At 48.9% G+C, this 24,690-nt stretch carries 25 protein-coding genes; 12 read left to right on the forward strand and 13 right to left on the reverse strand.

Annotation, left to right across the window (positions count from 1 at the left end; all coding sequences use genetic code 11):
• Positions 1 to 19: 19 nt before the first annotated feature.
• The 4 genes from B0F88_RS11745 to B0F88_RS11760 all read left to right on the forward strand — a co-directional run bounded on the left by B0F88_RS11745 (position 20) and on the right by B0F88_RS11760 (position 3,465).
• Positions 20 to 739 carry a glycosyltransferase family 2 protein gene (locus B0F88_RS11745; protein WP_104424252.1) on the forward strand — a complete coding sequence of 240 codons (720 nt, stop codon included), beginning with the start codon at positions 20 to 22 and terminating at the stop codon, positions 737 to 739.
• Positions 736 to 1,020 carry a lipid-A-disaccharide synthase N-terminal domain-containing protein gene (locus B0F88_RS11750; RefSeq protein ID WP_104424128.1) on the forward strand — a complete coding sequence of 95 codons (285 nt, stop codon included), beginning with the start codon at positions 736 to 738 and terminating at the stop codon, positions 1,018 to 1,020. Before B0F88_RS11745 ends, B0F88_RS11750 begins: the two co-directional genes overlap by 4 nt.
• 3 nt (positions 1,021 to 1,023) lie before the next feature.
• Positions 1,024 to 2,637, forward strand: coding sequence for an ArnT family glycosyltransferase (locus tag B0F88_RS11755; RefSeq protein ID WP_104424129.1), 1,614 nt, complete (start codon positions 1,024 to 1,026; stop codon positions 2,635 to 2,637).
• 90 nt (positions 2,638 to 2,727) lie between these two features.
• Entirely contained in the window at positions 2,728 to 3,465 is a 738-nt protein-coding gene (locus tag B0F88_RS11760) for a zinc ribbon domain-containing protein (protein ID WP_104424130.1), read from the forward strand.
• Between the two features lie 67 nt (positions 3,466 to 3,532).
• Here the strand turns inward: B0F88_RS11760 and B0F88_RS11765 are convergent, their stop codons facing one another.
• Both B0F88_RS11765 and B0F88_RS11770 read right to left on the reverse strand, forming a co-directional pair.
• Positions 3,533 to 4,183, reverse strand: a complete 651-nt coding sequence (locus tag B0F88_RS11765) for a response regulator transcription factor (RefSeq protein ID WP_104424131.1) — start codon at positions 4,181 to 4,183, stop codon at positions 3,533 to 3,535.
• Complete coding sequence (locus tag B0F88_RS11770) at positions 4,173 to 6,083, reverse strand: PAS domain-containing sensor histidine kinase (RefSeq protein WP_104424132.1); 1,911 nt, start codon at positions 6,081 to 6,083, stop codon at positions 4,173 to 4,175. Before B0F88_RS11770 ends, B0F88_RS11765 begins: the two co-directional genes overlap by 11 nt.
• A 571-nt stretch (positions 6,084 to 6,654) precedes the next feature.
• On the opposite strand from B0F88_RS11770, the gene B0F88_RS11775 reads away from it, so the two are divergent.
• From B0F88_RS11775 to B0F88_RS19375, 3 genes are all read left to right on the forward strand, one after another.
• Entirely contained in the window at positions 6,655 to 6,849 is a 195-nt protein-coding gene (locus B0F88_RS11775; RefSeq protein WP_258076645.1) for a DUF2934 domain-containing protein, read from the forward strand.
• Between the two features lie 30 nt (positions 6,850 to 6,879).
• Positions 6,880 to 7,602, forward strand: coding sequence for a hypothetical protein (locus B0F88_RS11780; RefSeq protein ID WP_104424254.1), 723 nt, complete (start codon positions 6,880 to 6,882; stop codon positions 7,600 to 7,602).
• A gap of 600 nt (positions 7,603 to 8,202) precedes the next feature.
• Positions 8,203 to 8,376 (forward strand): hypothetical protein, encoded by a 174-nt coding sequence (locus tag B0F88_RS19375; RefSeq protein WP_181049893.1) that lies wholly within the window; start codon positions 8,203 to 8,205, stop codon positions 8,374 to 8,376.
• 285 nt (positions 8,377 to 8,661) lie between these two features.
• Here B0F88_RS19375 and glgX read toward each other — a convergent pair whose 3' ends face one another.
• A complete protein-coding gene (gene glgX, locus B0F88_RS11785; protein WP_104424133.1) occupies positions 8,662 to 10,752 on the reverse strand; it encodes a glycogen debranching protein GlgX in 2,091 nt (696 codons plus the stop codon).
• 274 nt (positions 10,753 to 11,026) lie between these two features.
• On the opposite strand from glgX, the gene B0F88_RS19380 reads away from it, so the two are divergent.
• Positions 11,027 to 11,179, forward strand: a complete 153-nt coding sequence (locus tag B0F88_RS19380) for a hypothetical protein (RefSeq protein WP_181049894.1) — start codon at positions 11,027 to 11,029, stop codon at positions 11,177 to 11,179.
• A 117-nt stretch (positions 11,180 to 11,296) separates the two neighbouring features.
• Here the strand turns inward: B0F88_RS19380 and B0F88_RS11790 are convergent, their stop codons facing one another.
• Together B0F88_RS11790 and efpL are read right to left on the reverse strand one after the other, a co-directional pair.
• A complete protein-coding gene (locus B0F88_RS11790; protein WP_104424134.1) occupies positions 11,297 to 12,448 on the reverse strand; it encodes a methyltransferase in 1,152 nt (383 codons plus the stop codon).
• A 3-nt stretch (positions 12,449 to 12,451) separates the two neighbouring features.
• A complete protein-coding gene (gene efpL / locus B0F88_RS11795) occupies positions 12,452 to 13,018 on the reverse strand; it encodes an elongation factor P-like protein EfpL (RefSeq protein ID WP_104424255.1) in 567 nt (188 codons plus the stop codon).
• Positions 13,019 to 13,233: 215 nt separating this feature from the next.
• Between efpL and B0F88_RS11800 the strand changes: the two genes are divergently transcribed.
• Positions 13,234 to 14,118, forward strand: coding sequence for an NAD(P)-dependent oxidoreductase (locus B0F88_RS11800; protein WP_104424135.1), 885 nt, complete (start codon positions 13,234 to 13,236; stop codon positions 14,116 to 14,118).
• A complete protein-coding gene (locus B0F88_RS11805; protein WP_104424136.1) occupies positions 14,111 to 14,881 on the forward strand; it encodes a hydroxypyruvate isomerase family protein in 771 nt (256 codons plus the stop codon). The genes B0F88_RS11800 and B0F88_RS11805 overlap by 8 nt, the downstream gene beginning before the upstream one ends.
• A gap of 115 nt (positions 14,882 to 14,996) precedes the next feature.
• On the opposite strand, the gene B0F88_RS11810 is transcribed toward B0F88_RS11805, so the two are convergent.
• The 8 genes from B0F88_RS11810 to B0F88_RS11845 form a co-directional block, all read right to left on the reverse strand.
• Positions 14,997 to 15,242 (reverse strand): YfhL family 4Fe-4S dicluster ferredoxin, encoded by a 246-nt coding sequence (locus B0F88_RS11810; RefSeq protein ID WP_104424137.1) that lies wholly within the window; start codon positions 15,240 to 15,242, stop codon positions 14,997 to 14,999.
• 46 nt (positions 15,243 to 15,288) lie between these two features.
• A complete protein-coding gene (locus B0F88_RS11815; RefSeq protein WP_104424138.1) occupies positions 15,289 to 15,519 on the reverse strand; it encodes a 4Fe-4S binding protein in 231 nt (76 codons plus the stop codon).
• The gene (gene coaD / locus B0F88_RS11820; protein WP_104424139.1) at positions 15,516 to 16,010 is read right to left on the reverse strand and encodes a pantetheine-phosphate adenylyltransferase; all 495 of its coding nucleotides are present in this window, start codon (positions 16,008 to 16,010) and stop codon (positions 15,516 to 15,518) included. The genes B0F88_RS11815 and coaD overlap by 4 nt, the downstream gene beginning before the upstream one ends.
• A gap of 106 nt (positions 16,011 to 16,116) precedes the next feature.
• Positions 16,117 to 16,671, reverse strand: coding sequence for a 16S rRNA (guanine(966)-N(2))-methyltransferase RsmD (rsmD, locus tag B0F88_RS11825; protein ID WP_104424140.1), 555 nt, complete (start codon positions 16,669 to 16,671; stop codon positions 16,117 to 16,119).
• Positions 16,661 to 17,986 carry a M16 family metallopeptidase gene (locus B0F88_RS11830; protein ID WP_104424141.1) on the reverse strand — a complete coding sequence of 442 codons (1,326 nt, stop codon included), beginning with the start codon at positions 17,984 to 17,986 and terminating at the stop codon, positions 16,661 to 16,663. The genes rsmD and B0F88_RS11830 overlap by 11 nt, the downstream gene beginning before the upstream one ends.
• A complete protein-coding gene (locus tag B0F88_RS11835; RefSeq protein ID WP_104424142.1) occupies positions 17,986 to 19,353 on the reverse strand; it encodes a M16 family metallopeptidase in 1,368 nt (455 codons plus the stop codon). Before B0F88_RS11835 ends, B0F88_RS11830 begins: the two co-directional genes overlap by 1 nt.
• A gap of 44 nt (positions 19,354 to 19,397) precedes the next feature.
• Positions 19,398 to 20,117: a hypothetical protein gene (locus B0F88_RS11840; RefSeq protein ID WP_104424143.1), complete on the reverse strand. Its 720-nt coding sequence runs from the start codon at positions 20,115 to 20,117 to the stop codon at positions 19,398 to 19,400.
• Positions 20,114 to 20,719, reverse strand: coding sequence for a cupredoxin domain-containing protein (locus tag B0F88_RS11845; RefSeq protein ID WP_104424144.1), 606 nt, complete (start codon positions 20,717 to 20,719; stop codon positions 20,114 to 20,116). Before B0F88_RS11845 ends, B0F88_RS11840 begins: the two co-directional genes overlap by 4 nt.
• 41 nt (positions 20,720 to 20,760) lie before the next feature.
• Between B0F88_RS11845 and B0F88_RS11850 the strand changes: the two genes are divergently transcribed.
• Together B0F88_RS11850 and acs are read left to right on the forward strand one after the other, a co-directional pair.
• Positions 20,761 to 22,650 carry an adenylate/guanylate cyclase domain-containing protein gene (locus B0F88_RS11850; RefSeq protein ID WP_104424145.1) on the forward strand — a complete coding sequence of 630 codons (1,890 nt, stop codon included), beginning with the start codon at positions 20,761 to 20,763 and terminating at the stop codon, positions 22,648 to 22,650.
• 26 nt (positions 22,651 to 22,676) lie between these two features.
• Positions 22,677 to 24,614 (forward strand): acetate--CoA ligase, encoded by a 1,938-nt coding sequence (gene acs, locus B0F88_RS11855; protein ID WP_104424146.1) that lies wholly within the window; start codon positions 22,677 to 22,679, stop codon positions 24,612 to 24,614.
• Positions 24,615 to 24,690 lie beyond the last annotated feature (76 nt).

Here is a 24,690-nt window from a genome sequence, read left to right on the forward strand (position 1 = left end):
GCATTTAAAAGGGGGAGCTGTGAAGATCTCGATTGTTGTTCCTGTTTATAATGAAGCTGATAATATCGTTTCTTTAATTGAAGAGATTGTTACAGCAATGAATCAGGCTGAAGCCTATGAAATCATCTATGTCGATGACGGCAGTAATGACGGCACTGCGACAGTTTTAAGGCAGACGCAACAACATATCAAAGTTCTGAGAGTGATTCGACACCAACAAAGCTGCGGGCAAAGCGCGGCCATTCATACCGGAGTAAAGGCGGCAAACTATTCTTGCATCGCAACGCTGGATGGTGACGGACAAAATGATCCGGCTGATATTCCCCGGTTGCATGAGATATTGATGCAACAAAGAAAAATCAACAGCAATTTATGGATGGTGGCCGGGTGGAGAAATAGACGTCATGATTCCGCCTGGCGGCTTTTTTCATCGAAAGTGGCTAATGCCGTTCGTTCCCGCCTGTTAGGGGATAATACGCCGGATACCGGTTGCGGATTAAAGGTGTTTTTAAGAGATAAGTTTCTGACTTTACCGTATTTTGATCATATGCACCGCTTCTTGCCTGCACTGGTTTTAAGGGCGGGTGGACAAGTTATTTCCGAGCCGGTTCGGCACAGAGTCAGGGTGCATGGCTATTCGAAATACGGTACCTTAGACCGGCTTTGGGTAGGAATTGCCGACATATTAGGCGTGATATGGCTGCAGAGGCGGGCAAAATTACCGGAGGCAAGTGAGTGAACTTAGATAAAGATGGCGTGTGGCTTGTGATAGGTTTTCTGGGACAGGCGCTGTTTTCCGCTCGGTTTATAGTGCAATGGCTGAAGAGCGAGCGCGAGAAAAAAAGCGTCTTTCCTATCGCTTTCTGGTATTTCAGCATCGGCGGCGGCGTTACCCTGCTGGCTTACGCGGTTTACCGGCAGGACCCGGTTTTTATCGTGGGGCAACTTAGCGGTCTGTTTATTTATCTTCGGAACCTGTATTTCGTGATCCACGAGCGTAAAAATTTAAACCTGGAATAAACGATGTATCGGTTGCTGCCCGGCTGGCTTTGGCTTCTCCTTCTTTGGGGTGTTTTGATTGCCGTCAGCCTTTACGTCCGGCCGTTATTCCCGATTGATGAAACCCGGTACGCCGCCGTTGCGTGGGAAATGTGGCTTAGAAATGATTTCCTGGTCCCCTATTTAAATGGCGAGGTTTACAGCCACAAACCGCCGTTGTTATTCTGGTTGATGCAACTCAGCTGGCGGCTGTTTGGCGTTAACGACTGGTCGCTACGCCTGATTTCACCGCTTTTTTCCTTGGCAACATTATTTTTATCCGGCGCAGTGGCCCGTACATTATGGCCTGAACGCAAGCGGATTGAAGCGCTTACGCCGTTGCTTTTGCTGGGATTGTCTTTTTGGCTGGTCTACAGTACCTTGACCATGTTCGATATGATGTTGGCGTTTTTTGCCTTACTGGGCGTCTACAGTCTGTTAAAACTCGCCGAATCGCGTTTATCTTTAAAGTACTGGGCTCTGTTAGGAATAGCCATCGGCGGCGGCGCTCTTAGCAAAGGTCCGGTGATTCTGCTGCATATTTTACCTGTCGCATTACTGGGGCCGTGGTGGTTGAAAACGACTGGTTTTCGCTGGAAACATTGGTATTTGGCGCTGGTCTCTGCCGTTTTAATTGGGGCCGCAATCGCATTGTGTTGGGCAATACCGGCCGGTATTGCCGGAGGTGAGGACTATAGAAAGGCGATTTTTCTGGGGCAGACCAGCGGGCGACTGGTCGAGTCTTTTGCGCATCGCCTGCCGTGGTGGTGGTATTTGGAGATTTTGCCGTTATTGTTGCTGCCCTGGCTGCTTTGGAAGCCTTTATGGGTAGGATTACGCAAGCTCACGCATCAGGATTCGGGTATCCGTTTTTGTCTGGTCTGGGCTATACCTGTTTTTATCGCATTTTCCCTGATCAGCGGTAAGCGCATCCATTATTTATTGCCGCTGATTCCGGCTTTGGCCTTGATATTGGCGCGGGCAGTAGATGAGTTAACTGAACCTGAGCGTTGGCAGCGAGGCCACATTATTGTCATGGCGGTTTTCGGATTGCTGGGTGTGGTATTCATGTTGTTGCCGTGGATAAAGGGTGTTTACCCACGGCAGTCCGAGTTATCGCTAATCTCGCCGATGTGGGGCGGCCTGCTGGTTATCAGCGCGGTCGTTTTGGCGGTCATTAGGGCAAAGGAACTACAAGATTCGGTTTTATACATTTGCGTCGCGTCGGTTATCGCGTTAACAACCGTGTCCGGCGGCATTTTTTCAGTTAAAGCCGACCGTTACGATACCAAAATCGCGGCCCGGACAATTGCCGCTTTAATGGATCAAAACAGAGCTGTTGCTTTTTACGGCAGCAAGTATCACGGCCAATATCAATTTGCCGGGCGTCTTAAACAGCCGATTACCGTCATACCGGGTTTCGCCGAGTTGTACGCTTGGGCAAAGCAGCATCAAACCGGCTATATCATCGTGACATATAGCGATGCAGAGGCATTGTCCCCATCGTTGATCAGTTACCACTATCCGTTCAGGGGTCAAAATGTAGGCTTGCTTTCCTGCCGGGTGTTGTTGGCGAATTCCGCCTCAGTGCCGTTCTGAAACCATAGATTTGAAGTATCCACAAAACCGCGTAAAAACGCCTTATACACAAAAAATGAACGAATTTAACCATTGTTTATCAGGTCAATCATGAACTGTCCGAAGTGCCACGGTAAGCGGCATCTGCAAAGTGAAGTCTGCCCTCATTGCGGCATCGTCTTTCAGAAATATTTAAAATACCATCCTGAACAAACGGGGCAACGGCTTATTCAGCCGCCCATTGTGACGTTATCTGAAGAATATGGAGTCAAGACGTCGATGCGTAATCTGTTGCACGAGACGCAGCAATGCACGTTGGCCTGTTTTATCGGCAGGTCGATTATTCTTTTGGGTCTGATTATTTGGAGTTGGCGGCTTATCGGGCCATCAATCGAAAGCAATGCAGCCGGGACCTCTTTTTTACATCAGGTCAATCTGCCTTTTCATGAAGCGGGACATATTGTTTTCAGGCCGTTAGGCGCATTTATCACCTCATTGGGCGGTACGTTGGGACAACTGTTAATGCCGACCCTATGCATGGTCGTGTTATTGGTCAAAACACGCGACCCTTTTGGCGCGTCGGTAGCCTTATGGTGGGTCGGTGAAAATTTTTTGGATGTTGCGCCGTATGTGAACGATGCACGAGCCGGGCAATTACCGCTATTGGGCGGTAATTTCGGTCATTCGTCCCCCTATGGTTTCCACGATTGGCAATATCTTTTGACTGAGTCCGGTCTTTTGCAATACGACCATGCTCTGGCTAAAACAGTGTTTACGACAGGGGTTGCAATCATGCTGCTGGCGCTGTTGTGGGGCGGGCGTTTACTGGTTAATCGGTATAGGCGCTAAGCTCCCCGTCCAGGCTGAGCTTATCGAGGCGTTAGCGTATTCTGCAAAGTTGGTTTCGCGCCTTTTCTTAACGGAATATTTCAGCCTTTGAGCGGCTGCTTGGCGTTTCGCAATACATGACCATTGTTATTAGTTCGGCAATGTTTTCCGCCTGCATTTTTTCCATGATACTCGCCCTGTGTACGTCCACAGTGCGATTGCTGATATTAAGTATTTTTGCCGATTCCTTGTTGGAATGGCTTTTGACTATCAGGCTCAGCACCTCTTTTTCCCTGGCCGTTAAATGATTAATGCGTTCTTGTATGAGGTTTTTTTTGGTAAATTCCTCTCTGAATGCAAGATCCTTTTCAATGGCCTCATTGATTCGTTCCAGTAATACCGCGTTATCAAACGGTTTTTCCAGAAAATCGACGGCGCCCGCTCTAAATGCTTTTGCCGAGTCGGCAATATCGGCATGGCCGCTGATAAAAATGATAGGAATGTTAATATCTCTTTTCGATAATTCGTTCTGAAGCTCGTGGCCTGTCATTAACGGCATTCTAACGTCCAACAGCAGGCATCCAGGCTGTTCAGGGTCATAATTATTTAAAAAGGCCTCGGCGGATTCAAAGCTCCTGACCGCTTGCCCCGTTGATTCAATCAGAAGCGTTAGCGAGTCGCGTATCGAGAATTCATCGTCAACTAAATAGACTATCGGTGTTGGTTTATTAACGCCCATTAGGTTGGTTCCGTGTTGGTAGAGTGAAATAAAAAGTAGCGTCTTTTCCAGGTTCGCTATCGAAATTCAATGTGCCCTCATGGGCTTCGACAAGCGAGCGACTGATCGATAGTCCCATGCCCATGCCGTTTGTCTTAGTGGTATAAAAAGGCGTCAATATCTTTTGTCGTTGCTCTTCATCAATGCCGGGTCCATTGTCTTTTACCCTGATCTGTATGCCATCATTCAACGTTAGTCGGCTATGGATTGTTAACTGCCGTTGCTGCTTTGCAGGTAGGTTTTGCAAGGCTTCGATGCTATTTCTGATCAGGTTTATGATGACCTGTTCTATTTGGACATGATCGACATAGATGGGCGGCAGATTATTTTTCAGTTCAAATATCAGCTTTATGCCGTTTTGTTTGAGTTCATCGGTGCATAGACTGACGGCTTCATGAATCAAGCAATTAACGTCGGCGGTTGAACGATGTTTGGAATGGGACTTGACGAACTCCCTCATGCGATGAATGATCTGTCCGGCCCTCAACGCCTGTTGCTGGGTTTTGTGTAATATCTCGATGAGCTTTGCCAGATCGGGATTTTCAGCGTTAATAAGGTTTAAGCTGGCTTGGGCGTAACTGGAAATCGCTGACAGGGGTTGATTAACCTCATGGGCAATGCCTGAAGCCATTTCCCCCATCAGCCCCAGGCGAGTGACATGGGCGAGTTCGTCCAGGTGTTCCTTGTCCTGCTGTTCCCGGTATTTGCGTAGACTCACGTCACGCACAATATTGGTAAAATAGTGCGCATTATCGATTGAAAACTCTGCTATGGACAGGTCTAGCGGCACGATAGAGCCATTTTTGTGTATACCTTCAATCTCCCTGATTTGGCCGACAGATTCGAACGTGGAAGGCAAGCAACAATGATTCGTTTCTTTCGGCGATGACCGCATCAGTTTGCTAATGTTGTAACCGACCAGCTCCTGGGGTTTATAGCCGAAAATAGTTTCTACTGCGGCGTTAGCGGAGACGATGATGTCGGACGTGTTAACCGTGATAATGCCTTCGACAGAGGCATTAAAAATAGAGTTGAGTTTGGCTTCCCGTTCCACTAACTGATGTCTGGAGCGGCGCAGTTCTTCAACTTTTTTCATTAAACTCAGGTTGCTTGCAATCAGTTGGTTGGTTTGTTTGCGAATCGTTTCTTCCAATTGTTCATTAAGACGGGCAATGGTGTCTTGGGCCTGTTTGCATTCGTTTATGTTGTTAATGGCCAAGCATATTTGCAGTGAGTTTTTATCGTTGCAAACGACTCTTGCGTAGCATTCAACATAAGTTGATATGCCGTTTTTATCCTGTGATTGCGGCGAGTTTGTGCAAAGTTGAAAGTATTGGCATTTTGACTGAGTCGGCGACCTACTCGAATCATTGATGCCGGTGTTAAAGGTTTGGCCGGTGTTTAGGGTTAAAAGGCTGCGGAGAAACAAGTAATAATTATCCTGGTCCGAAGGATGAACAAATTCTCCAAATCGCTTGTTGATAAGTTCCTGTTTTGTATGCCCCAGCAGGGTTGACGCCGCAATATTGGCTTTTTGGATGATTCCGGTTTCATTTAGAGTCAGATAACCAACAGGCGATAAGTCATAAAGCAGGGCATAGTTATCACGGGAAGCTGTCAACTCCAGATGAGCTCGGTTTAATTCCTCGTTCTGCATTTTCAGCTCTATTTGCTGAACCTGAAACTCAAACAGCAGTTTTTGAATGTCTTCGGTGGACATTTTGGCAATATCTGCTTTGGAGTGGCGGAGCATGCTTTCTGCCTGTTTCAGGATGGCTTCACTGTGTTGACTTAGAAAAGAACCTGCTGGGCCGCCGTTAACGTTTTTAGCATTCAGGTCTCTGATCAGTGATTTGTTCATAACCAGTATCCGTTTCTGCGGGGTGGTAAAATTAAGAATGGATCTGTCCCTTTTGCAGTATTGTTACTTTTAGCCGCATGCGAGGATTAATCTTTTATTTTATGAGTCTGCTGAGAGATGAGAAAGCATACTCTGTATGCCGTTGCAATTCACCCAGTATATAATCATAAACCGATTAAGGGCTGCTTTCCAATCACTGTATAGCCCGCCCATTTTAATAACGCAATGGGCTTGCACGGCATATCCTGTCATACAGGTTGCGCTGATTATAGATGGAACCCCCATTATCCAGATCAAGAAATCATCAAGAAAAACACACCTCACCGACGCTAAAGAATCATAACGCCTGTTGATTATAAATGACGGTCGCGAAAGCGATTGTCTTAAGGCTTGGCTGTATCTCAAGCTATTGAATTTATAGAAATAAAATAAAACATAAGTGTTTGTACGAGTTATGTCGGCTAACTTGTTGTGTTAGATTTGCTGCCGTTTATACATATCGTCCCATTATTTTTTTGCCATAAAATGAATAAGGATTGATATTTTTTGGAAATGTGCAGGAGGTGAGGTTGTGATTGATTTTAATTCAGAGCAAGAATCGAATAAGGTCGTTTTTGATGAGGGCAAGTTTCGCAAAATGGTTACAGAACGGGCTTATAGTAAATTCAGAAAAAGAGGGGGTATCGGAGGGCATGACATGGAAGATTGGCTCGAGGCTGAATCGGAAATTAAAAAACAATGCTTTTACTGGTTTCATGATGAGTAATTTTTTTGATTTAAAACTATGGTGTTTATTATGAAACGAAACAAGATAACCGGGACTCTCAGCAAGGATAAATTAAAAAAACACAAACAGCGTGTTGCTTTCCATGAAGCGGGGCATACCGCGGGTATTTATTTAAACAACAAAGCCAGGCGCTTGCCGCCGGTCTTTTTTAAGATTGTCTTTAAGGGGATGAGCGGCGCGACGGACACTGATGCGAGACCTTATCAAACAACCGATGACGATTGTATTGCGCGAGTGGAAGGAGGGCGGTTAATTGAGTTTTTACCGCTCTCAATGCAGAATTTAACGGAGCATAATGATGCGAACAGGCAATCGGCAAAAGATTACATGGCTGCTTTTGATGCGGATGTCATTAATCTGCTTATTGGACCTTTAGCTGAAGCTAAATATGTCGTCGACAAAGATGACGAGCTATTTAATCGTCAGTTAATCAACTTGAAAGCCTTAAAAAATTATGGCGGCAGTTCCGATCTTGCTCTGGTTGATGAATATTTACAAAGTTTCTCTGCCGATGAACAGCAAAAAACCGATAAATTGAATGAACTGTTTACCGCAGCGTTTGACTTTGTAAATAATGATGCAAACTGGGCGGCAATCACCAAGCTGGCGGATTATATTTACGGCGCGAGTGAAAACATTATTGATTACGAAGAGGTTGTTTCAATACTTGAGCAGTCGGTCGCTCATTTTCAAAATCGAAGAAGCAAAGCAAGGCGTCATTACAATGGATGACTCAAAGAACAGTATTTTTAAGGCCGTACTCGCGTTGCTGGGTAATTTTTCATATATCTGAAAAACCTGGTTTAAGTTATCTTTTTAAACGGGAACCGGAGCGGGAATTCAATAAACCGGCCGAGAATAAAAACACCGGTTCCAGGTAAAGAAAGATTCTTTTCTTCGTATTGTTATTGATCCTGATGCTTTCACCACTCAGTTAGTTCGGCAGGCAATGGATGCTATAAGCTGGTTTTTTTGCTAAGAATTTACCGAATGAAGAAATGGCGGTTGTTGTAATGGGGAGGAATCTCGGCAACCAGTGCGTTGATCTTATGCTGTTTTTACGGTTTATCGTGTTGATCGTAAAGTTAGGTGGCAATGCTATTGCGTAGTTCAACTGTTTTTGTTGGGGCCGACCGGACTTTCGCCCCAAAAGACAGACAGGGAGACTGATATGTATTATGTACGCACATTAGATGAACCGTTTATGAATTTAATGTATAAAAAAAGGAAACAATCTGTCTACTTTTTTGGCTATTGCCATCAATAGGCCTCTTTATTATAGTTGAGCCGTAGTTTAGAAAAACCTTTTCAACTTGATACGAGGATTTACTCATGAACGACCTTTACAAAGATATTTTAATCGGAACGGTATTTATAACCGGCCTGTTGGGCTTTATTTCCGGTGAATTCATTATCTCATCTACACTATTCGCAACTGCGGCTATTGCCAGTAACGTTAACTTAAACCGTAAACGGGGCAAAGCCGGACAATTATCATGCGAATGACCCTCCCCCTATTTGAACTGATTAATACAGCGACTTGAAGACTTCCAAGGCTTAACCGGTCTTGGAAGTCTTTTTGTTTTTAACCCTCTTACCTTACACCTCCTGGAAAACCTCATCGGTTGACCGCATAAAACCGGCTTGTTGAAGTCTTTTGTTTTAATAGCGTTGCTGAAGATTCACGGGTGCCGTTCGATTACCGGTTCGGCGTAGCCGCGAAAATCGCAAGCGTTTTTTTGCAAGACGATCCGGCCATGTCTTTCAACGGTTTGAATGCAACTGATTTATTTAGCATTCTCTATTCTCAAAAACCACGACTGTTTGGGTATTCACCGAATAAAAATTTTCATTCACCGTTTTTTGATCTTGTGGCGGCACAATATCATGCGGCGATTCCAGCGACGTGTCCAAGGCCAGACACCATGCATAACCGTAAATAACCGGCAGCTCAATGATAACCGGCCGGTCTGACATGTTCATCACGATGTGCAGGTCGGGTTCGTTACTTTCAATGCCCGCCAGGGTAAACGCCAGAACGCTGGACTCCGGGTCATCCCATAACGGTTTGTTAAGTTCAGTACCATGCCATTGGATTTCGGCTATTTCCCGGCCATCGATGGGTTTCCCGGTTAAGAAACGCCGCCGCATAATGGATGAATGTCTTTTGCGCAACGCTATCATCAGTTGAACGAAACGCAACATATCGGCATTTTTCTCGGTCATGCGCCAGTCTATCCAGGACAGCTCATTATCCTGGCAATAACAATTATTATTACCGTGCTGGCTGTTTAATATCTCATCGCCTGCAAGCAGCATCGGGACTCCCTGGCTGAGCAGCAACATCGTGAAAACATTTCTCGCCTGTTTTCTGCGTAACGCCAGAACGCCTGGATCTTTGGTTTCTCCCTCAATGCCGCAGTTGTAACTTAAATTATTATTACAGCCATCCTGGTTATGCTCGCCGTTAGCATAATTATGTTTTTCGTTGTAACTGAACAAGTCATACAAGGTAAATCCGTCGTGACAGGTTACAAAGTTAATGCTGTTAATGGGCAGACGCCCTTTGTGTTCATACAGGTCGTTACTGCCGCAGAGACGGGTCGCAAGTTCGTTGACCAAGCCCTTATCGCCGCGCACAAAACGCCGGATAACATCCCGGTATCTTCCGTTCCATTCGGCCCACCGATAGCCGGGGAAACTGCCGACCTGATACAACCCGGCCGCATCCCAGGCCTCGGCAATCAGTTTGGTTTTGGCCAGCTGTGCCGAAAGCTCGATACCCCAGAGCAAAGGGGGGTCTTGCAGGACCTTGCCGTCTTCACCCCGTGCTAGTGCACTGGCCAGATCAAAACGGAAACCGTCGACATGCATTTCCCTGACCCAATATTCCAGGCAGCTGATGATGAAGTTGGCGACCAGAGGATGATTGGCGTTTACCGTATTGCCGCATCCGGTATAGTCATGAAGAATGCTCTTGTTGAACTTGTCATGATGATAAAAAATGTCATCTCCGATGCCCCTGAAATTAATGATGGGGCCGTCCGCGCCGGCTTCTGCGGTATGGTTAAACACAACATCCATAATGACGCCTATGCCCGCCCGGTGCAGCGCCTTGACCAAGTCGCGAAACTCCTGCACATGGGTTCCCTGCTCCGGGGTGACGCAGTAGCCTGGATGCGGGCTGAAAAAACTGTGAGTGCTATAACCCCAGTAGTTTTTCAATCCCATATCGGCCGTGTATTGAGGGACGTCCTGCTCATCGAAAGCCATGACCGGCAATAGTTCAACGTGAGTGATACCAAGCTTTTGCAGGTAGGGGATTTTTTCAATCAAGCCTGCAAAAGTACCCGGATGAGCCACTCCCGAGGAAGGATGCCGGGTAAATCCGCCGACATGCAGTTCGTAGACAATGGCTTTTTCGCTGCGAATGCGTAGCGGCACGTCGCCTTCCCAGTCATACCGGTCGTCAACGACGATGCAGCGCATCGCGTTAAGTTTGTTGTCGCCGGGCATGCATGCGGCTTTGCGGCTCCAGCGTTGATGGCTGACGGCGCGCGCCCAAGGATCAATCAGTTGCTTGTTTTTATCAAAATGCAGGCCCGCTTCACGGACCTGATTGGGGCCGTCCATGCGCCACGCATACCAAGTGCCGGCCGGCAAGCCGACCACATAAACGTGCCAGGAAAAGAAAGTCCGGTTGATTTCCTCCTGCAATACTATGGTTTGAAAGGGGTCATCGCAATCCGAGGTAGTAAACAGTAAAAGTTCCACATGCGTTGCATAACGGCTGAAAATGGAAAAATTAACCCCCTTGTTTTTAGCTATGGAACCGGAAGGGTAAGGATTCCCCGGTTTTAACTGATATTCTTTTTTTTGCATATCCTCGTCTCACGCTTTGCAATCACAAAGCTTAATAAATATTCGGGTCGTGTTTACGAACTCATAAAGACTATTATCCAAAGCCTCCGGCTAAAGGCAAAAGAATTTAGGCTAATTTTCCGTTACTTAGCAACGAAAGCCAATGCTTAAAAATCAATTGTATTCATATAGGAAACTATTAGTTAATAATAGCTGATATTGTCAATCCATAGGTACGCATATATAGTATAACCAACATTGATTACTTCTTACCGAAAATTAAAGGGGCTTTAAAATGACTGATTTTCAAAGAGATATTCTAATAGGGCTGATGTTTGTTGTTGGTATTCTGGGCTTTCTTTCCGGCGAGTTCATTGTTTCAACCATCATGTTTGCAACAGCCGCAATATTCAGCAATATGCTGTTAAGTCGCAGATTGCTGGGTTAAAGTTTCTACCACCTCTTGGTATCCTGCCTCAAACAGTATCTCTCCTGTTTGATTTTTACTCCCGTTGCTTAGGCGACGGGAGTTTTTTTTGCCTTAATTTTTCGCCTGTCCTACAAGTTAAGCCGCCGATACCGCTTTCACGATAACGAATTTTGAGTTGGCCGCGATAATCGAATGCGCGCCGAAAAGGCGGCCAAGGTAACTGTGATAATCCAGATGCCGGTTGCCGATCACCCATAATTCACCGCCTTTGCGCAGCACCCTTTTTGACTGTTTAAACAAGCCGGCGGCTATCTGGTCGCCTACGGTATTTTGCTGATGAAACGGCGGATTGCACAGAATCAGGTCGGCGGATTCCGATTCAACCCCGATCAAGCCGTCGCCGACGCGGAAAGTCGCTTGGCGCTGCTCCCCAAAAGTACGCTGAAAATTATCCTTGGCCGACGCCACCGCCATGAAAGACTCATCGACAAAATGCACCGTCGCCAAAGGGCAGCGTTCTGCGGCGATTAAACCGACCAGGCCGTTGCCGCAACCCAAGTCGATAATGTCGCAAGCATCCTGCCGGGACGGAAGATGCTGGAGAAAAAAGCGAGTGCCTATATCGAGACTGTCGCGCGAGAATACATTGGCATGGTTGCTAATCAGGAGCTCGGTATTTTCAAGCCGGTAACAAAGCGGATAAGGGCTAGGCGGAATAATCAATTCGGCATCAGGCGATGCAAAAACCAGCCGCGCCTTTTTTTTTGCCAGCGAGGTCGTCGTCGGACCGACCAAGCGCTCCAGCAGTTTCCAAACCGAGGGCGGCAGGGTCTTGATCATGCCCGCGACAATCACCCGGCTTGTAGGCGTTAAATGCGGGTGCAGGCGTATCAGCTCGTCCTCCAGCAAGGCCAGGGTTTTCGGCGCTTTAATCAGCACCAGATCGAATACGCCCTCCGGCGATTCAAGGCTGTTCAGCAAGCTGACGCTATGTTCAGGCAAGTTATTTACGGCGAGATTAAGCCGCGTGGCCTGTTGCGACAGATAGGAATCCGACATCGCATAAGGCCGGTAAGCGCTCAACGCTACGGACAGTGCGCCGAAACTGTCATTCAATATCAAAATCCGCGCGCTCGTTGCCGGACCATCCGGCAGTGGCAGCTGTTCCGCAACCGTGTCGAGCAGATATTCGTCCGCCGCGTCCCAGGCGCGCAGCAACTCCCTCGGCCGTTTCGGCAGCCGGTTTAGTTCAAATTCGCCTTGGGCAACGGTTAGATGATTGGACATGGCTCAAGCGCGGGACATGAACTTGCCGGTTTCGGTATTGATTTTGATCAACTCCTCGGGTTCCAGATATTCCGGCACCTGAACTTCCAGGCCGGTAGTGACCCTGGCGGTTTTGGTGCGCCCTGATGCGGTTGCTCCCTTGATCGCCGGGGCCGTCTCCACGATCGGCAGTACCACGGAACTGGGCAGTTCAATGCCCAGCACCGCATCGTCCACCAACAATGCCACGATGCTTTCCAGGCCTTCGGTCAGATACTCGATTTGTCCTTCCAAGTCCTCACTGCTCAAGCTGTACTGGGTGTAATCCTCCATATTCATGAAAATATAATTGTCTCCATCGATATAGGAAAACTGCACCTTGGCGCGGACCAGGTCGGCATCCTTGAAAAAATCGTCCCCTTTTAGCGACTCGTCCAGTTTTTGGCCGGTTTTAAGATTGGTGAAACGGATCTTGTACAAGGTCGATGCGCCGCGGGATGACGGGCTCTTGGCATCGACCTGTTTAACCGCATGGGGTACGCCGTTTATTTCAACCACCATGCCTCTTTTTAACTCACTCGCCTTTGCCACGCAAACTTCCTCTCGATTAAACTTGCCGGCAAAACGCAGCAAGGGTTTATATTAAAAAACAGCGCCGGATGGCCGGACTTAAGCCGCCATTAAACGGCATTATATCGTAGAATTTGCAGTTAAAGCCGCCTGCTATGCATGGCGTAACGAATTATCAGCGCTTTGGCGATCCAGGCGCTTCATCCTAAATATTAATCAGCGATAAGTTAAAAACCATGTTAAATAAAAAACCATCCCTCGGTTTCATCGGCATCGGCCTGATGGGTAAACCGATGACCTTGCGTTTGCTGGATGCGGGCTTTAGCGTCAATGTCTGGAACCGCAGCCCTGAAAAGCTCCAGCCGGTCATTGACGCGGGCGCTAAAGCCTGCGCTTCCGTAGCCGAGTTAGTCCGTGCTTCCGAGGTGATTATCCTGTGCCTGGCCGATACGGCGGTTGTAGAGTCCGTTGTACTGAATGATATTGCCCCCAACGGCGCAGCGGGCAAGTTGCTGATCGATTTATCGAGCATCCACCCGGAAAACACCCGGCAATTAGCGGCGCTGCTGCATCAAAAATGCGGCATGGGCTGGGTCGATGCGCCGGTTTCCGGCGGCGTCGCCGGTGCGGAGCAAGGCAGTCTGGCGATTATGGCGGGCGGCAGCGCGGAACATATCGAAGTTGCCCGGATCGTCCTAGCGCCGCTGTACAAACAATTGACTCACATGGGCGAGGTGGGCTGCGGCCAGATTACCAAGATCTGCAACCAGATGATCGTCGGCTGCAATGTGCTGGTTATTGCCGAAATGATGGCGCTGGCCAAACAGGCCGGTGTTGATGCGGGGCAAATACCCGTCGCATTGGCAGGCGGTTTTGCGGACTCCAAACCCTTGCAAATTGTCGCTCCCGAAATGGCGGTCGAAGCCTTTGAGCCGGTTAAATGGCGGGTTAAAACACTGTTGAAGGATTTGAACATGGCGGCCGATTTGTCCGCCAAACAGGGTACATCAGTCCCGATGTCCGCCCTGGCCGCGCAGCTGATGCAATTGCACGGCAGCCACGGTTATCTGGAACAAGACCCTTCCACCTTAATCAAACTCTATAGTAAAACCGATGCTTAACTTTACCGCCAACCTGAGCCTGCTGTTTACCGAAGATACACTTATCGAGCGCTTCAAGGCCGCCAAGCAGGCGGGCTTTAACGCCGTTGAAATCCAATTTCCTTACGACCTATGCGCAACGGACATCAAAAACAAACTGGATGAATACGGCTTGAAACTGGTTTTGTTCAACATAGCCGCCGCCGATTTATTGCAAGGCGGCGAAGGGCTGGCCTGCGTGCCTGAAAAGCGCGACCAATTCAGGCAGGCCGTCGCTCAAGCCGTCGAATATGCCAAGCTGTTAAAGCCGGAAGCGGTCAATGTCCTGCCGGGACGTTGCCTGGACAAAACCCGCTTAGAGCAATATCTGCAAACCTTTAAGGAAAACCTGGGTTACGCCGCCGAGGCCTTTTCGCCGTTGGGCATCAAGACAGTGTTCGAAGCGGTCAACACTCACGACATGCCCGGATTTATCATCCATAGCGGTGCGCAAATGCTCGACGTGTTGGATCAGCTAAACCGCCCCGGCTTGTTCATGCAGTACGATATTTATCATATGCAAATGATGGGCGAAAAGCCCGAGACATTTATTGACGAACATGCCGATAAGATCGGCCATATCCAGTTCGCCGATTGCCCTGGACGCGGGCAGCCCGGTACAGGCCGGATTGATTTCGGCCGGGTGTTTTCAGCCATTGAGGATTCGGGCTATTCGGGATGGGTGGGGGCGGAATATAAGCCGGTTGGAACTACCGCTGAAAGTCTGGATTGGTTGACGGCATAAGCCTCAACTTAAAGAACGGTATTTAATCGCACACGGATGATACGGATTTGGCGGATAAACGCGAATAAAAAATCCGCAAATCCGTGTTCTATTTTTTATCTGAGTGCAAGCCAGCCTAGCCTATCAACTTCAAATACTTCTGATACAGACTTTCCTTGTCCTCAACATGCTTGGGGTCTTTGTCGATACAATCGACCGGACAAACCTCCATGCATTGCGGCAAATCGTGATGCCCCACGCACTCGGTGCATAACTCAGGATTGATGATATAAATGTCCTCGCCCTGGGAAATTGCGCCATTTGGGCATTCCGGTTCGCATACATCACAGTTGATACATTCTTCATTAATAATAAGGGCCATACATACTCCTACAAATTACAACACGACATTGATGAACACTTAATGTTCAACCAAATAAATTCAAACACTTCTTATACAAGCTCTCTTTGACTTTGTGGATGCCGTCATTCGGGCAAACCGCTTCACATAGGGGCTCGCCGTAGTGTTCAGCGCAATTGGTACACAATGCGGGATCAATCACATAAGCATCTTCAGTCTGAACAATCGCTTCATTCGGGCACTCGGGTTCACAGATGCCGCACCGGGCGCATTTATTGTCATCAATAACCAGGGTCATGATTTTTGCTCGGATTTGAATTTATTAATTAAGCATTGGTGGACAAGATCCGGCACGAAACAGGATACATCGCCGTTCAGCAGGGCAATTTCCCTGATCATGCTCGAGGAAATAAATTCATACTGTTCGGCCGGGGTCAGAAACACGGTTTCCAGTTCCGGCGCCAGACGCCGGTTCATCCCGGCCAGCTGAAATTCATATTCAAAATCGGATACCGCGCGCAAGCCGCGCAAAATTACATTGGCGCCCTGTTGTTTGGCGCACTCGACCAGCAGGTTGTCAAAGCCGATCACCAGTACATTGGGGAATTCCGAGGTAACCGCTTTAGCCATATCCACCCGCTCGTTCAGAGAAAATAACGGGGTCTTGCCCCGGTTAACGGCCACGGCGACGACCACTTTATGATAAAGCCTGGACGCTCGGGCAATCAGGTCTAAATGCCCATTGGTAATGGGATCAAAAGTACCCGGATAAATTGCGGTGCTAGACATGGTCGGTGGTTTTCAAAAAAAGCGGCAATTCTATACCAAGAATATGATTTTAAATACTCATTTAAGGAAATAACTGCATGGACAGCTCCATGCAGTCACAAGCCGGCTATTCAGTACGCTCAAACAAATGATAGCCGACTTCGCCCGCGCTTTTGCTTTTCAGTTGCCGCCAGTTTGCGGGCATTCCTGACCACTTGAAGTTGCGTTCGGTTTCAACATAAATCTTTGCATGTTTAGCCAGCCAGCCGTTTTCCTCCAGCAGCCTACAGGTTTGAACGGCCAGATTCAGGCCGAACGGCGGATCGAGAAACACCACATCGAAGGCTTGCGGCTCGCCGGCCAGATAGCGCAACACATCGCTTTGCACGACTTTTATCTGCCCGGCGGACAGCGCCGCCGCATTGTCCTTTAAGCAGCCGCAGGCTTGGGTATTATTTTCCACCTGGACGACCGACTTGGCGCCCCTGGAAGCGGCTTCAAAGCCCAAAGCGCCGCTGCCCGCATATAAATCCAGACACTGCTTTCCGACAATTTCATACTGCAACCAGTTGAACACCGTTTCCCTGACTCTTGCGGGCGTGGGCCTTAATCCGGGCGCATCGACAAAACTTAACTGCCGGCTGCGCCAGTCCCCGCCGATAATCCTGAGCTTATTTTTCACTCTTGTTGCCGCTCCCGCCCAGGGTGATGGTTTGCATTAGCTGCGGGTCGATGCGGCGCTTAAAGGCGTCTTTTATCGATGCGGCCGTCACTTTTTCGACGTTTTGCTCGAACGTATCCAGATAGTCCAGAGGCATTTCATAAAAGCCGATCATCGATACATAGCTGGCCAGTTTTTTATTGGTATCGAAACGCATTGCAAAACCGCCGGTGATGTTTTTCTTGGCGGCAATCAGCTCGGCTTCCGTCGGCCCTTGCGCGATAAAATCGGCCAGGGTTTTATTCAGCACTTCCAATGCCTGGCCGGTTTGGTCGTTACGGGTTTGCAGGCTGACCGTAAACGGCCCTTTTCGGAACATCGGCGCAAACGAACTGCCCGCGCTATAGGCCAGCCCGCGTTTTTCCCTGACTTCCTCAAACAGTTTGGACACCAGTCCGCCGCCGCCCAGAATGTGGTTGCCGACATACAAGGCAAAGTAATCGGGATCTTTACGATAGGTGCCGGGCATCCCGACCAGAACATGGGTTTGAGTTGATGGGAAGTCAATATGCTGTTTGCCCGCTTTGACCGGCATGACCACTTCCGGCAACGGCTCCGGCTTTTGGCCGACCGGCAAGCCTGAGACTAGCGTCTCTACAGTATGCTCCGCCTGTTGTCTGGACAAATCGCCTACGATCACGACCACCGCATTGGCGGCGACATAATATTTCTGATAGAAGCTGCGCAGATCCGCCGCCTCAAAACCGGAGACCGTGACGATCTCGCCGGAAGTCGGATGCCCGTAGGGATGATCGCCGTACAAGGCCTTGTAGTAGGCGATACCGGCCAGCTCGGCAGGCGATTCTTCCTGTTGTTTTAAACCGGCCAAGGTCCGGTTTTTTTCCCGCTGGAAATCGGCTTCATTAAAACTCGGGCTGGTCAAAATGACCTGCATGGTTTCCAGCGCCTTATCGAACAGGGGTTTATCCGTTAAGGTTCGCAACGAAACGGACGCCATATCGATCGAAACACTGGCGCCGAACTGCGCGCCGACGCTTTCAAAACGTTGGGCGATTTGATCGGCATTCCATTGTCCGGCCCCGGTATCCAGCAATGCGGACGTCAATGCAGACAGGCCGAACTGACGGCCGTCACGCGCGCTTCCGGCGTCGAACGCCACCTGTATGTCCACCATCGGCAAGCCTTCGGTATGCACATAATAAACCCGGCTGCCCTGCGGCGTTTGCCAGTGTTCGATTTTTGCCGCGGCCTGCGCCGGGTTGCAAAAAGCCGCAAGCCAAGCGGCCAACATAAAACTTAACAGACGGATACGCATTATCTAACTCCTTTTGTTGTCTTGGTCTCGGTGATATTGCCGGTGATCGGCAAGGGCTCCAGATAAGCGACGCTCAATTTGTCTTCAACCAGATACTTACGCGCGACGTCACGCACTTGTTCCGCGGTAACCCGATTAACTTTTTCTACATATTCATCGGCCACTTTCCAGCCCAGGCCGACCGTCTCCAGCATGCCCAGCTGCATGGCCTGATAAAAACCGGAATCCCGCTCGTAAACCGCCTTGGCTAGTACCTGAGCCTTAATGCGCTGTAATTCATCGTCATCGACCAGCTTGATTTGCAGCCTGGTAATCTCGTCCTTTAGTGCGTTTTCCAGATCCCAGACGGTTTTTCCTTCGGCGGGCGTGGCTTCCAGCGTAAACAATTCCGGCAATCTTGAAGCCAGGCTATAACTGGCTCCGACGGCAACGGCGATTTGCTTGCCGCGCACCAGTCCCGACTCCAATCTGGCGCTGCCGCCGCCGTCCAGCACTCCGGCCAGGACTTCCAGCGCATACGCTTCCCATTCATGTTGCGCCGTCTTCAATACCGGCACCTTGTAGCCCATGACCAAGTACGGCAGTTTTGCCGGTAACTTGACCGTCATCTTCCGAACGCCCAGCTGCTCGACTTCGGCCTGCGGCTTTAGCGGTTTAAGCTCGCTGGGCTTAAGATCGGCAAAGTATTGTTCCGCCAGCGCAAACACCGCTTTGGGCTGCACATCGCCGACCACGACCAGCGTCGCATTATTGGGCGCATACCAGCGCTGGTACCAGGCCTGAAGGTCGTCGACCTTGTAGTTTTCAATATCCGAAGGCCAGCCGATCACAGGATTTTTATACGGGCTGTTGGTATAAGCCATTGCATTGAAATGTTCCTGCATTTTCGCTTGCGGATTATCGTCCGTGCGCATCCTGCGTTCTTCGGTCACCACCTGCAATTCTTTTTTCAGCTCATCGGCCAACAGGTGCAGATGGCGCATCCTGTCGGCTTCCAGTTCAAAGCTGACCGCCAGCCTTGAAGCCTCCAGGGTTTGAAAGTAGGCCGTGTAATCCTGTCCGGTAAACGCATTTTCCTCGCCGCCGTTTTCGGCGATGATGCGGGAAAACTCGCCGGGTGCATGCTTGTCGGTGCCTTTAAACATCATGTGCTCAAGCATGTGGGAAAGGCCGGTGATACCGCCCGGCTCATAGCTTGAGCCGACCTTGTACCAAACCTGGGACACCGCCACCGGAGACCGGTGATCTTCCTTAACCAGCACTTTTAACCCGTTCCCGAGCACATGCTCGGACACTTTAGTTGTCGCAGCATGGCTTGCAAAAACCGGTAGCCACAATAATGCGGCGCATAGTAATCGTTTGTTCATAACTCCCTCTTGGGTCAATGTTAAGGTTCTTTTAAGTATCTTGATTAATAAGGATTGATAACGCTATCAACCGTTAAAATTTTATCTGCACGGACATTTTCTTCAGCCCGGACTTGAACAGTTTGTTGAATTTTACCCAAACGCCAATACCAGAAAATCAATTGATAGCTTCCGGGAGCAAGATTGTCGAACTGATAGTTGTCGCCGCTGGACACACGTTTTGTCAGCATATTTTTTTTGGAAAACAGTACCGTTTTAAGCGATTCGTTATCTTCGGATAACAGTTCCAAATCACCTTCCAGTTCAATTTTAAAGATTGCAGTAGCACCGGCGTCCAGGCTGGGAAGTGTTTGAATTTTTTGGCCGGTCGAGGAGGTCTCGGCAACGAAAAAATTTTGGCTTTGCTTGGTGTCGTTATGAAGCTGTATCGTATCGCCTAATGCCAATGCGATAGACTTTAACGACATTCCTTCAGTATTGGCGGTCAATTGATGTTGCTGAGGCGGCAAGTTTGCTTGAATCAGGCCGACATATAACTCATCCAGTTTGGCGTAATTGACCATATCGGCTTGATATTTAATTCCGCCCGTCTTCATTTCCCCATATATCGAAACCGCGCCGGGATCATTTTCCATCTTTTTGTTAATAGCGGGATGAGAATCGGCGGACAACATACCATAAACACCGCCTTTGCCTTTTATAACTTTAGGTGCGGCGGTACACGCGGACAGAATGACAACACTCAACAGGATTAAATATTTCATTTGTTTATAATCTTTAAAGTCAGGTTTTTAATAGGATCTTTGCCGACGCTTAACTTGATAGACTCCGCTTTGTAGCGCAGATGTAACACGACCGCATTTAAAGTCCATTCGCCCTCCGGCAGATTGTCGATTAAAAAATCCCCAGGCCGGTCTAAAACCTGATAATAACGGTCAGGTAAAATTATTATTTTGCCTTCCATGTTCTTATGAACCGAACAGTAATAATTAACAATACCGGTAGTTTTAAAAGCTTGCTCCAGTTTAGAGCCTTTTTCTCCCAGGCCTAAATCAAAACTCGTCAACGGGCTCAGTGAAAAAATATTATGGTCTATATCCTTGCTTTCATCATTGCTCCATTGAACCTTATCTCCGGCGGCGATAACGGTTAGCGGCGAATGAAATTCCGTGTCTTTTTGTGAAACTACATGTGTTTTCTGGGATTGACCCGATTTACCGGAACCCTCCGCCTGCATGTAAACAACCAGTTGTTTAACTTGCGCGGGCGCCTCAATATGGCCTGAAATGGATTGAGCCGCAATGGGTGACAGTGATGAGAAATAAGTCAAACCGGCTGCTAAAAAATAAAAACTAATTTTTTTCATCTTGGTGTTATTCTCGTTAAGTCAGTATATGAGCTTATCTTATGAGCCTTAATAAAAAGATTTTTATCACCTTCTTTATTTCAGTCACGGCTTTATTATGCATCACTCTATACCTAATTGATACGCAAGCCGAACAGCATGAAATCAAACGAATTATTGCCGATCTGGATGCCGCGCAATTTCAGTTTCAACATGATCTGGAAGCCGAACAGAAACAGATCCAGACGCTGACCCGCGTGATAACCGCCGACCAAAAATTCCGCTCTTTTTTAGCGCAAATAAAAGATAATTTTTATCCCTTTGTTGAAGAAATCGGCAAAGATACAGACGCGGATTTTGTTTTTATGCTGGATGATGAGTCGGCCGTCAGAGCGCTTTATTCGTTAAACGGCCACAGCAAGCCGCCGATGGAAAACAACTTTTCCAGTTTTGCCGTCCAAACCAGCCTGGATTCGGGGGTGATGTCGTCAAAAATGGTCAGCTTGACTGAAGGCTTATATAGCAGCCATTTTATTCCGTTGAAAGAAAACCTGAACGATGAGTATGCGGTCGGCTTAATCGTGGTTTGCAATCAAATAAACGACGGCTGGGTTGCCAAATTATTGTCTAAAAACAATTTGCTGCAAACCGTCTTTTTCAATGGGCGACACGTTGTTGCTAAAAATACCAGCCCGGAAATGGCCTCCGCGGTCCTGAGCCATCAGCCAGACATCCGGGAAAACGGCATATTCAGCTGGAACAATGAGCGTTATATCGCTAAACAAGTACTGTTCGAGCAACAAAACCAACAGGCAGGCTACATACTTAGCGCTAATCTGGATCAAGCATTGCGCACGTTCAAACAACTGCAGCACCAGGTTATATTGATAGGCGGAGGAATTTTATTGCTGGGCGCGCTATTGTTTATGTTGATTTCGCAACGTATCACGCGTCCGTTACGCTTAATCACCAAAGGGACGCTGGAGATTAAACAGGGCAATTACCGGCATCGCATAGATTATCAAAATTCGGATGAAGTCGGGCAATTAGCCGCCGCGTTTAATGTGATGGCGAGCGATTTACAAGAAAAAGAGCTGATCCGCAGCACCTTTAACAAATATGTCGATCCTGCAATTGTCAGCGAATTGCTCAGCCAGCCGGAGAAATTAAGGCTAGGCGGCGAACGGAAACAGCAGACGGTTTTATTCAGCGATATTGCCGGATTTACCGAGTTCAGCGAAAAATTGCCCGCAGAAGCGTTGATTAAAATTCTCAACGACTATTTATCGGCAATGACTTCGGAAATCAGCCAACAACACGGCATTTTGGATAAATTTATCGGCGATGCGATCATGGCTTTTTGGAGTCCGCAGCTTTGTAATGGACATCACGCGAATTACGCTTGCCAATCAGCGTTAGCCATGCAAAAAAAACTGTGCATGTTGCGCCCGCATTGGGCGGCGAAAGGGGGGCCTGAAATTAATGTCCGCATCGGTATCGCGACGGGAGAAATGATCGTCGGCAATATTGGTTCGGAACAGGCTCGCAGTTATACTTGTATCGGCGATAAGGTAAATTACAGTTCCCGTCTTGAAAGTTTAAATAAACATTACGGAACGCAGATTATGATCGACCGGCAAACCGGGGCTGAAATAACGGGCTTTATTATTAGAGAGCTCGATACAGTACGGGTTAAGGGGCGAGAAGCCGGCGAAACCATTTACGAATTAATCGGCGAAGCCAATGAAGTTGACGACACACGGCTTGAAACAATAAGCCGTTATCAACACGCTTTGGCTTTATACAGGAATGCCGATTTCGCCGAAGCGGCGCAAATCCTCTCAACCTTAAGCGCTGATGGCCCTAGCCGTACACTATTAAAACGTTGTAATGATCTACAACAAAATACGCCTGAAAGCTGGGATGGCATTCATTCCATGCTGGATAAATAAACTTCAATCGAACTCAAGGATAATACATGTCAGACGTTAAAATTTATGACATAAAGCCGGACATAGCCGCCAATGCACACATTACCGCTGAAACCTATAAAGCCCTGTATCAGCGCTCGATAGCCGAACCGGAAGCGTTCTGGGCCGAACAGGCAGAATTGTTCCTGGACTGGAGCAAGCCTTGGGGTAAGGTCACGGACTGCGATTTCAAGACCGGCCATATCCGTTGGTTCGAGGGCGGCAAACTCAACGTCAGCGTCAACTGCGTGGATCGGCATCTGGCAACGCGCGGCGACCAGGTTGCGATTATCTGGGAAGGCGACAACCCGGCGCAGGACAAAAAAATCACTTACCGGCAATTGCACGAGCAAGTCTGCAAGTTCGCCAATGTGTTAAAAGCGCAAGGCGTCAAAAAAGGCGACCGCGTTTGCATCTACCTGCCGATGATCAGCGAGGCGGCAGCGGTGATGCTGGCCTGCACCCGCATCGGCGCCGTGCATTCGATCGTGTTCGGCGGCTTTTCGGCCGAGTCTTTAAAAGACCGGATTTTGGATGCAGACTGCCGGTTTTTGGTTTGCGCCGACGAAGGCCACCGCGGCGGCAAGATCGTACCGATTAAAGCCAACGTCGATGAGGCTGCCGCGGCTTGCCCTTGCCTTGAAAAAGTCATCGTCATAAAGAACACCGGCAGTCCTGTCAATTGGCACGAGCAGCGCGATGTCTGGTACCACGAGGCGATGGCGAGCGCCAGCCCCGACTGCCCGGCCGAAGTCATGGATGCCGAAGATCCGCTGTTTATCCTGTACACCTCGGGTTCCACCGGCAAGCCTAAAGGGGTTTTGCACACGACCGGCGGTTATTTGCTGTACACGGCCATGACCCACAAATACGTGTTCGATTATCACGACGGCGACATTTACTGGTGTACCGCCGACATCGGCTGGGTAACCGGACATTCCTACATGATCTACGGCCCGTTATGCAACGGCGCCACCACCCTGATATTTGAAGGCGTGCCGACTTATCCCGATGCCGGGCGTTTTTGGCAGGTGGTCGACAAACATCAGGTCAATATCTTCTATACCGCGCCGACCGCTATCCGCGCATTGATGGCGCAGGGCGATGAATTTGTCGAGCGCAGCTCGCGCAGCAGTTTAAGGATACTCGGCAGCGTCGGCGAACCGATCAACCCGGAAGCCTGGGAATGGTATTACCATGTGGTCGGCGACGGCCGCTGCCCGGTCATGGATACCTGGTGGCAAACCGAAACCGGCGGCATCCTGATCACCCCGTTGCCCGGCGCGATTGCGTTAAAACCGGGTTCGGCGACCTTGCCCTTTTTCGGCATCAAGCCCGAAATCATGGACAACGAAGGCCGAATCAGGGAGGGCGCGGCCGAAGGCATCTTAGTCATCAGCCGGTCCTGGCCCGGACAAATGCGCACCGTTTACGGCGACCACCAACGCTTTGTCGATACCTATTTTAAGAACTACCCCGGCTATTATTTTACCGGCGACGGCGCGCGGCGCGATGAAGACGGCTATTTCTGGATTACCGGGCGGGTTGACGATGTGATCAATGTCTCCGGCCACAGGATGGGTACGGCGGAAATCGAAAGCGCGCTGGTATTGCACGAACATGTCGCCGAGGCGGCGGTGGTCGGCTATCCGCACGATATTAAGGGGCAGGGCATATACGCCTACGTGACCTTGAATGTCGGCATCGAGCCTTCCGAAGAGCTGCGCCAGGAACTGATCGATCTGGTCAAAAAAGAAATCGGCCCGATTGCTCACCCGGATATTATCCAGTGGGCGCCGGGCTTGCCCAAAACCCGCTCCGGTAAAATCATGCGCCGTATTTTGCGCAAAGTGGCGTCCAATGAGATCGGAACATTGGGCGATACCTCCACGCTGGCCGATCCGTCCGTGGTTGAGGATATTATTGAGCATCGGGCCAATAAATAATCATCTTAACGACTTACCCTGCCCAATGCCGTAACCGCGTTTGGCTACGCGGACAAGGCATCGCGTATTTTTGTAT

This window comes from Methylobacter tundripaludum (assembly GCF_002934365.1).
Taxonomy (GTDB): Bacteria; Pseudomonadota; Gammaproteobacteria; order Methylococcales; family Methylomonadaceae; genus Methylobacter_A; species Methylobacter_A tundripaludum_A.

What these genes read in the sequence shown, in the direction of transcription:
- B0F88_RS11755 (WP_104424129.1), top strand. Translation starts at nt 1,024, where the DNA reads ATGTATCGGTTGCTGCCCGGCTGGCTTTGGCTTCTCCTTCTTTGGGGT.
- B0F88_RS11760 (WP_104424130.1), top strand. Translation starts at nt 2,728, where the DNA reads ATGAACTGTCCGAAGTGCCACGGTAAGCGGCATCTGCAAAGTGAAGTC.
- B0F88_RS11765 (WP_104424131.1), bottom strand. Translation starts at nt 4,183, where the DNA reads ATGGGCGTTAATAAACCAACACCGATAGTCTATTTAGTTGACGATGAA.
- B0F88_RS11770 (WP_104424132.1), bottom strand. Translation starts at nt 6,083, where the DNA reads ATGAACAAATCACTGATCAGAGACCTGAATGCTAAAAACGTTAACGGC.
- B0F88_RS11780 (WP_104424254.1), top strand. Translation starts at nt 6,880, where the DNA reads ATGAAACGAAACAAGATAACCGGGACTCTCAGCAAGGATAAATTAAAA.
- B0F88_RS19375 (WP_181049893.1), top strand. Translation starts at nt 8,203, where the DNA reads ATGAACGACCTTTACAAAGATATTTTAATCGGAACGGTATTTATAACC.
- glgX (WP_104424133.1), bottom strand. Translation starts at nt 10,752, where the DNA reads ATGCAAAAAAAAGAATATCAGTTAAAACCGGGGAATCCTTACCCTTCC.
- B0F88_RS19380 (WP_181049894.1), top strand. Translation starts at nt 11,027, where the DNA reads ATGACTGATTTTCAAAGAGATATTCTAATAGGGCTGATGTTTGTTGTT.
- B0F88_RS11790 (WP_104424134.1), bottom strand. Translation starts at nt 12,448, where the DNA reads ATGTCCAATCATCTAACCGTTGCCCAAGGCGAATTTGAACTAAACCGG.
- B0F88_RS11800 (WP_104424135.1), top strand. Translation starts at nt 13,234, where the DNA reads ATGTTAAATAAAAAACCATCCCTCGGTTTCATCGGCATCGGCCTGATG.
- B0F88_RS11805 (WP_104424136.1), top strand. Translation starts at nt 14,111, where the DNA reads ATGCTTAACTTTACCGCCAACCTGAGCCTGCTGTTTACCGAAGATACA.
- B0F88_RS11810 (WP_104424137.1), bottom strand. Translation starts at nt 15,242, where the DNA reads ATGGCCCTTATTATTAATGAAGAATGTATCAACTGTGATGTATGCGAA.
- B0F88_RS11815 (WP_104424138.1), bottom strand. Translation starts at nt 15,519, where the DNA reads ATGACCCTGGTTATTGATGACAATAAATGCGCCCGGTGCGGCATCTGT.
- coaD (WP_104424139.1), bottom strand. Translation starts at nt 16,010, where the DNA reads ATGTCTAGCACCGCAATTTATCCGGGTACTTTTGATCCCATTACCAAT.
- B0F88_RS11830 (WP_104424141.1), bottom strand. Translation starts at nt 17,986, where the DNA reads ATGCGTATCCGTCTGTTAAGTTTTATGTTGGCCGCTTGGCTTGCGGCT.
- B0F88_RS11835 (WP_104424142.1), bottom strand. Translation starts at nt 19,353, where the DNA reads ATGAACAAACGATTACTATGCGCCGCATTATTGTGGCTACCGGTTTTT.
- B0F88_RS11840 (WP_104424143.1), bottom strand. Translation starts at nt 20,117, where the DNA reads ATGAAATATTTAATCCTGTTGAGTGTTGTCATTCTGTCCGCGTGTACC.
- B0F88_RS11845 (WP_104424144.1), bottom strand. Translation starts at nt 20,719, where the DNA reads ATGAAAAAAATTAGTTTTTATTTTTTAGCAGCCGGTTTGACTTATTTC.
- B0F88_RS11850 (WP_104424145.1), top strand. Translation starts at nt 20,761, where the DNA reads ATGAGCCTTAATAAAAAGATTTTTATCACCTTCTTTATTTCAGTCACG.
- acs (WP_104424146.1), top strand. Translation starts at nt 22,677, where the DNA reads ATGTCAGACGTTAAAATTTATGACATAAAGCCGGACATAGCCGCCAAT.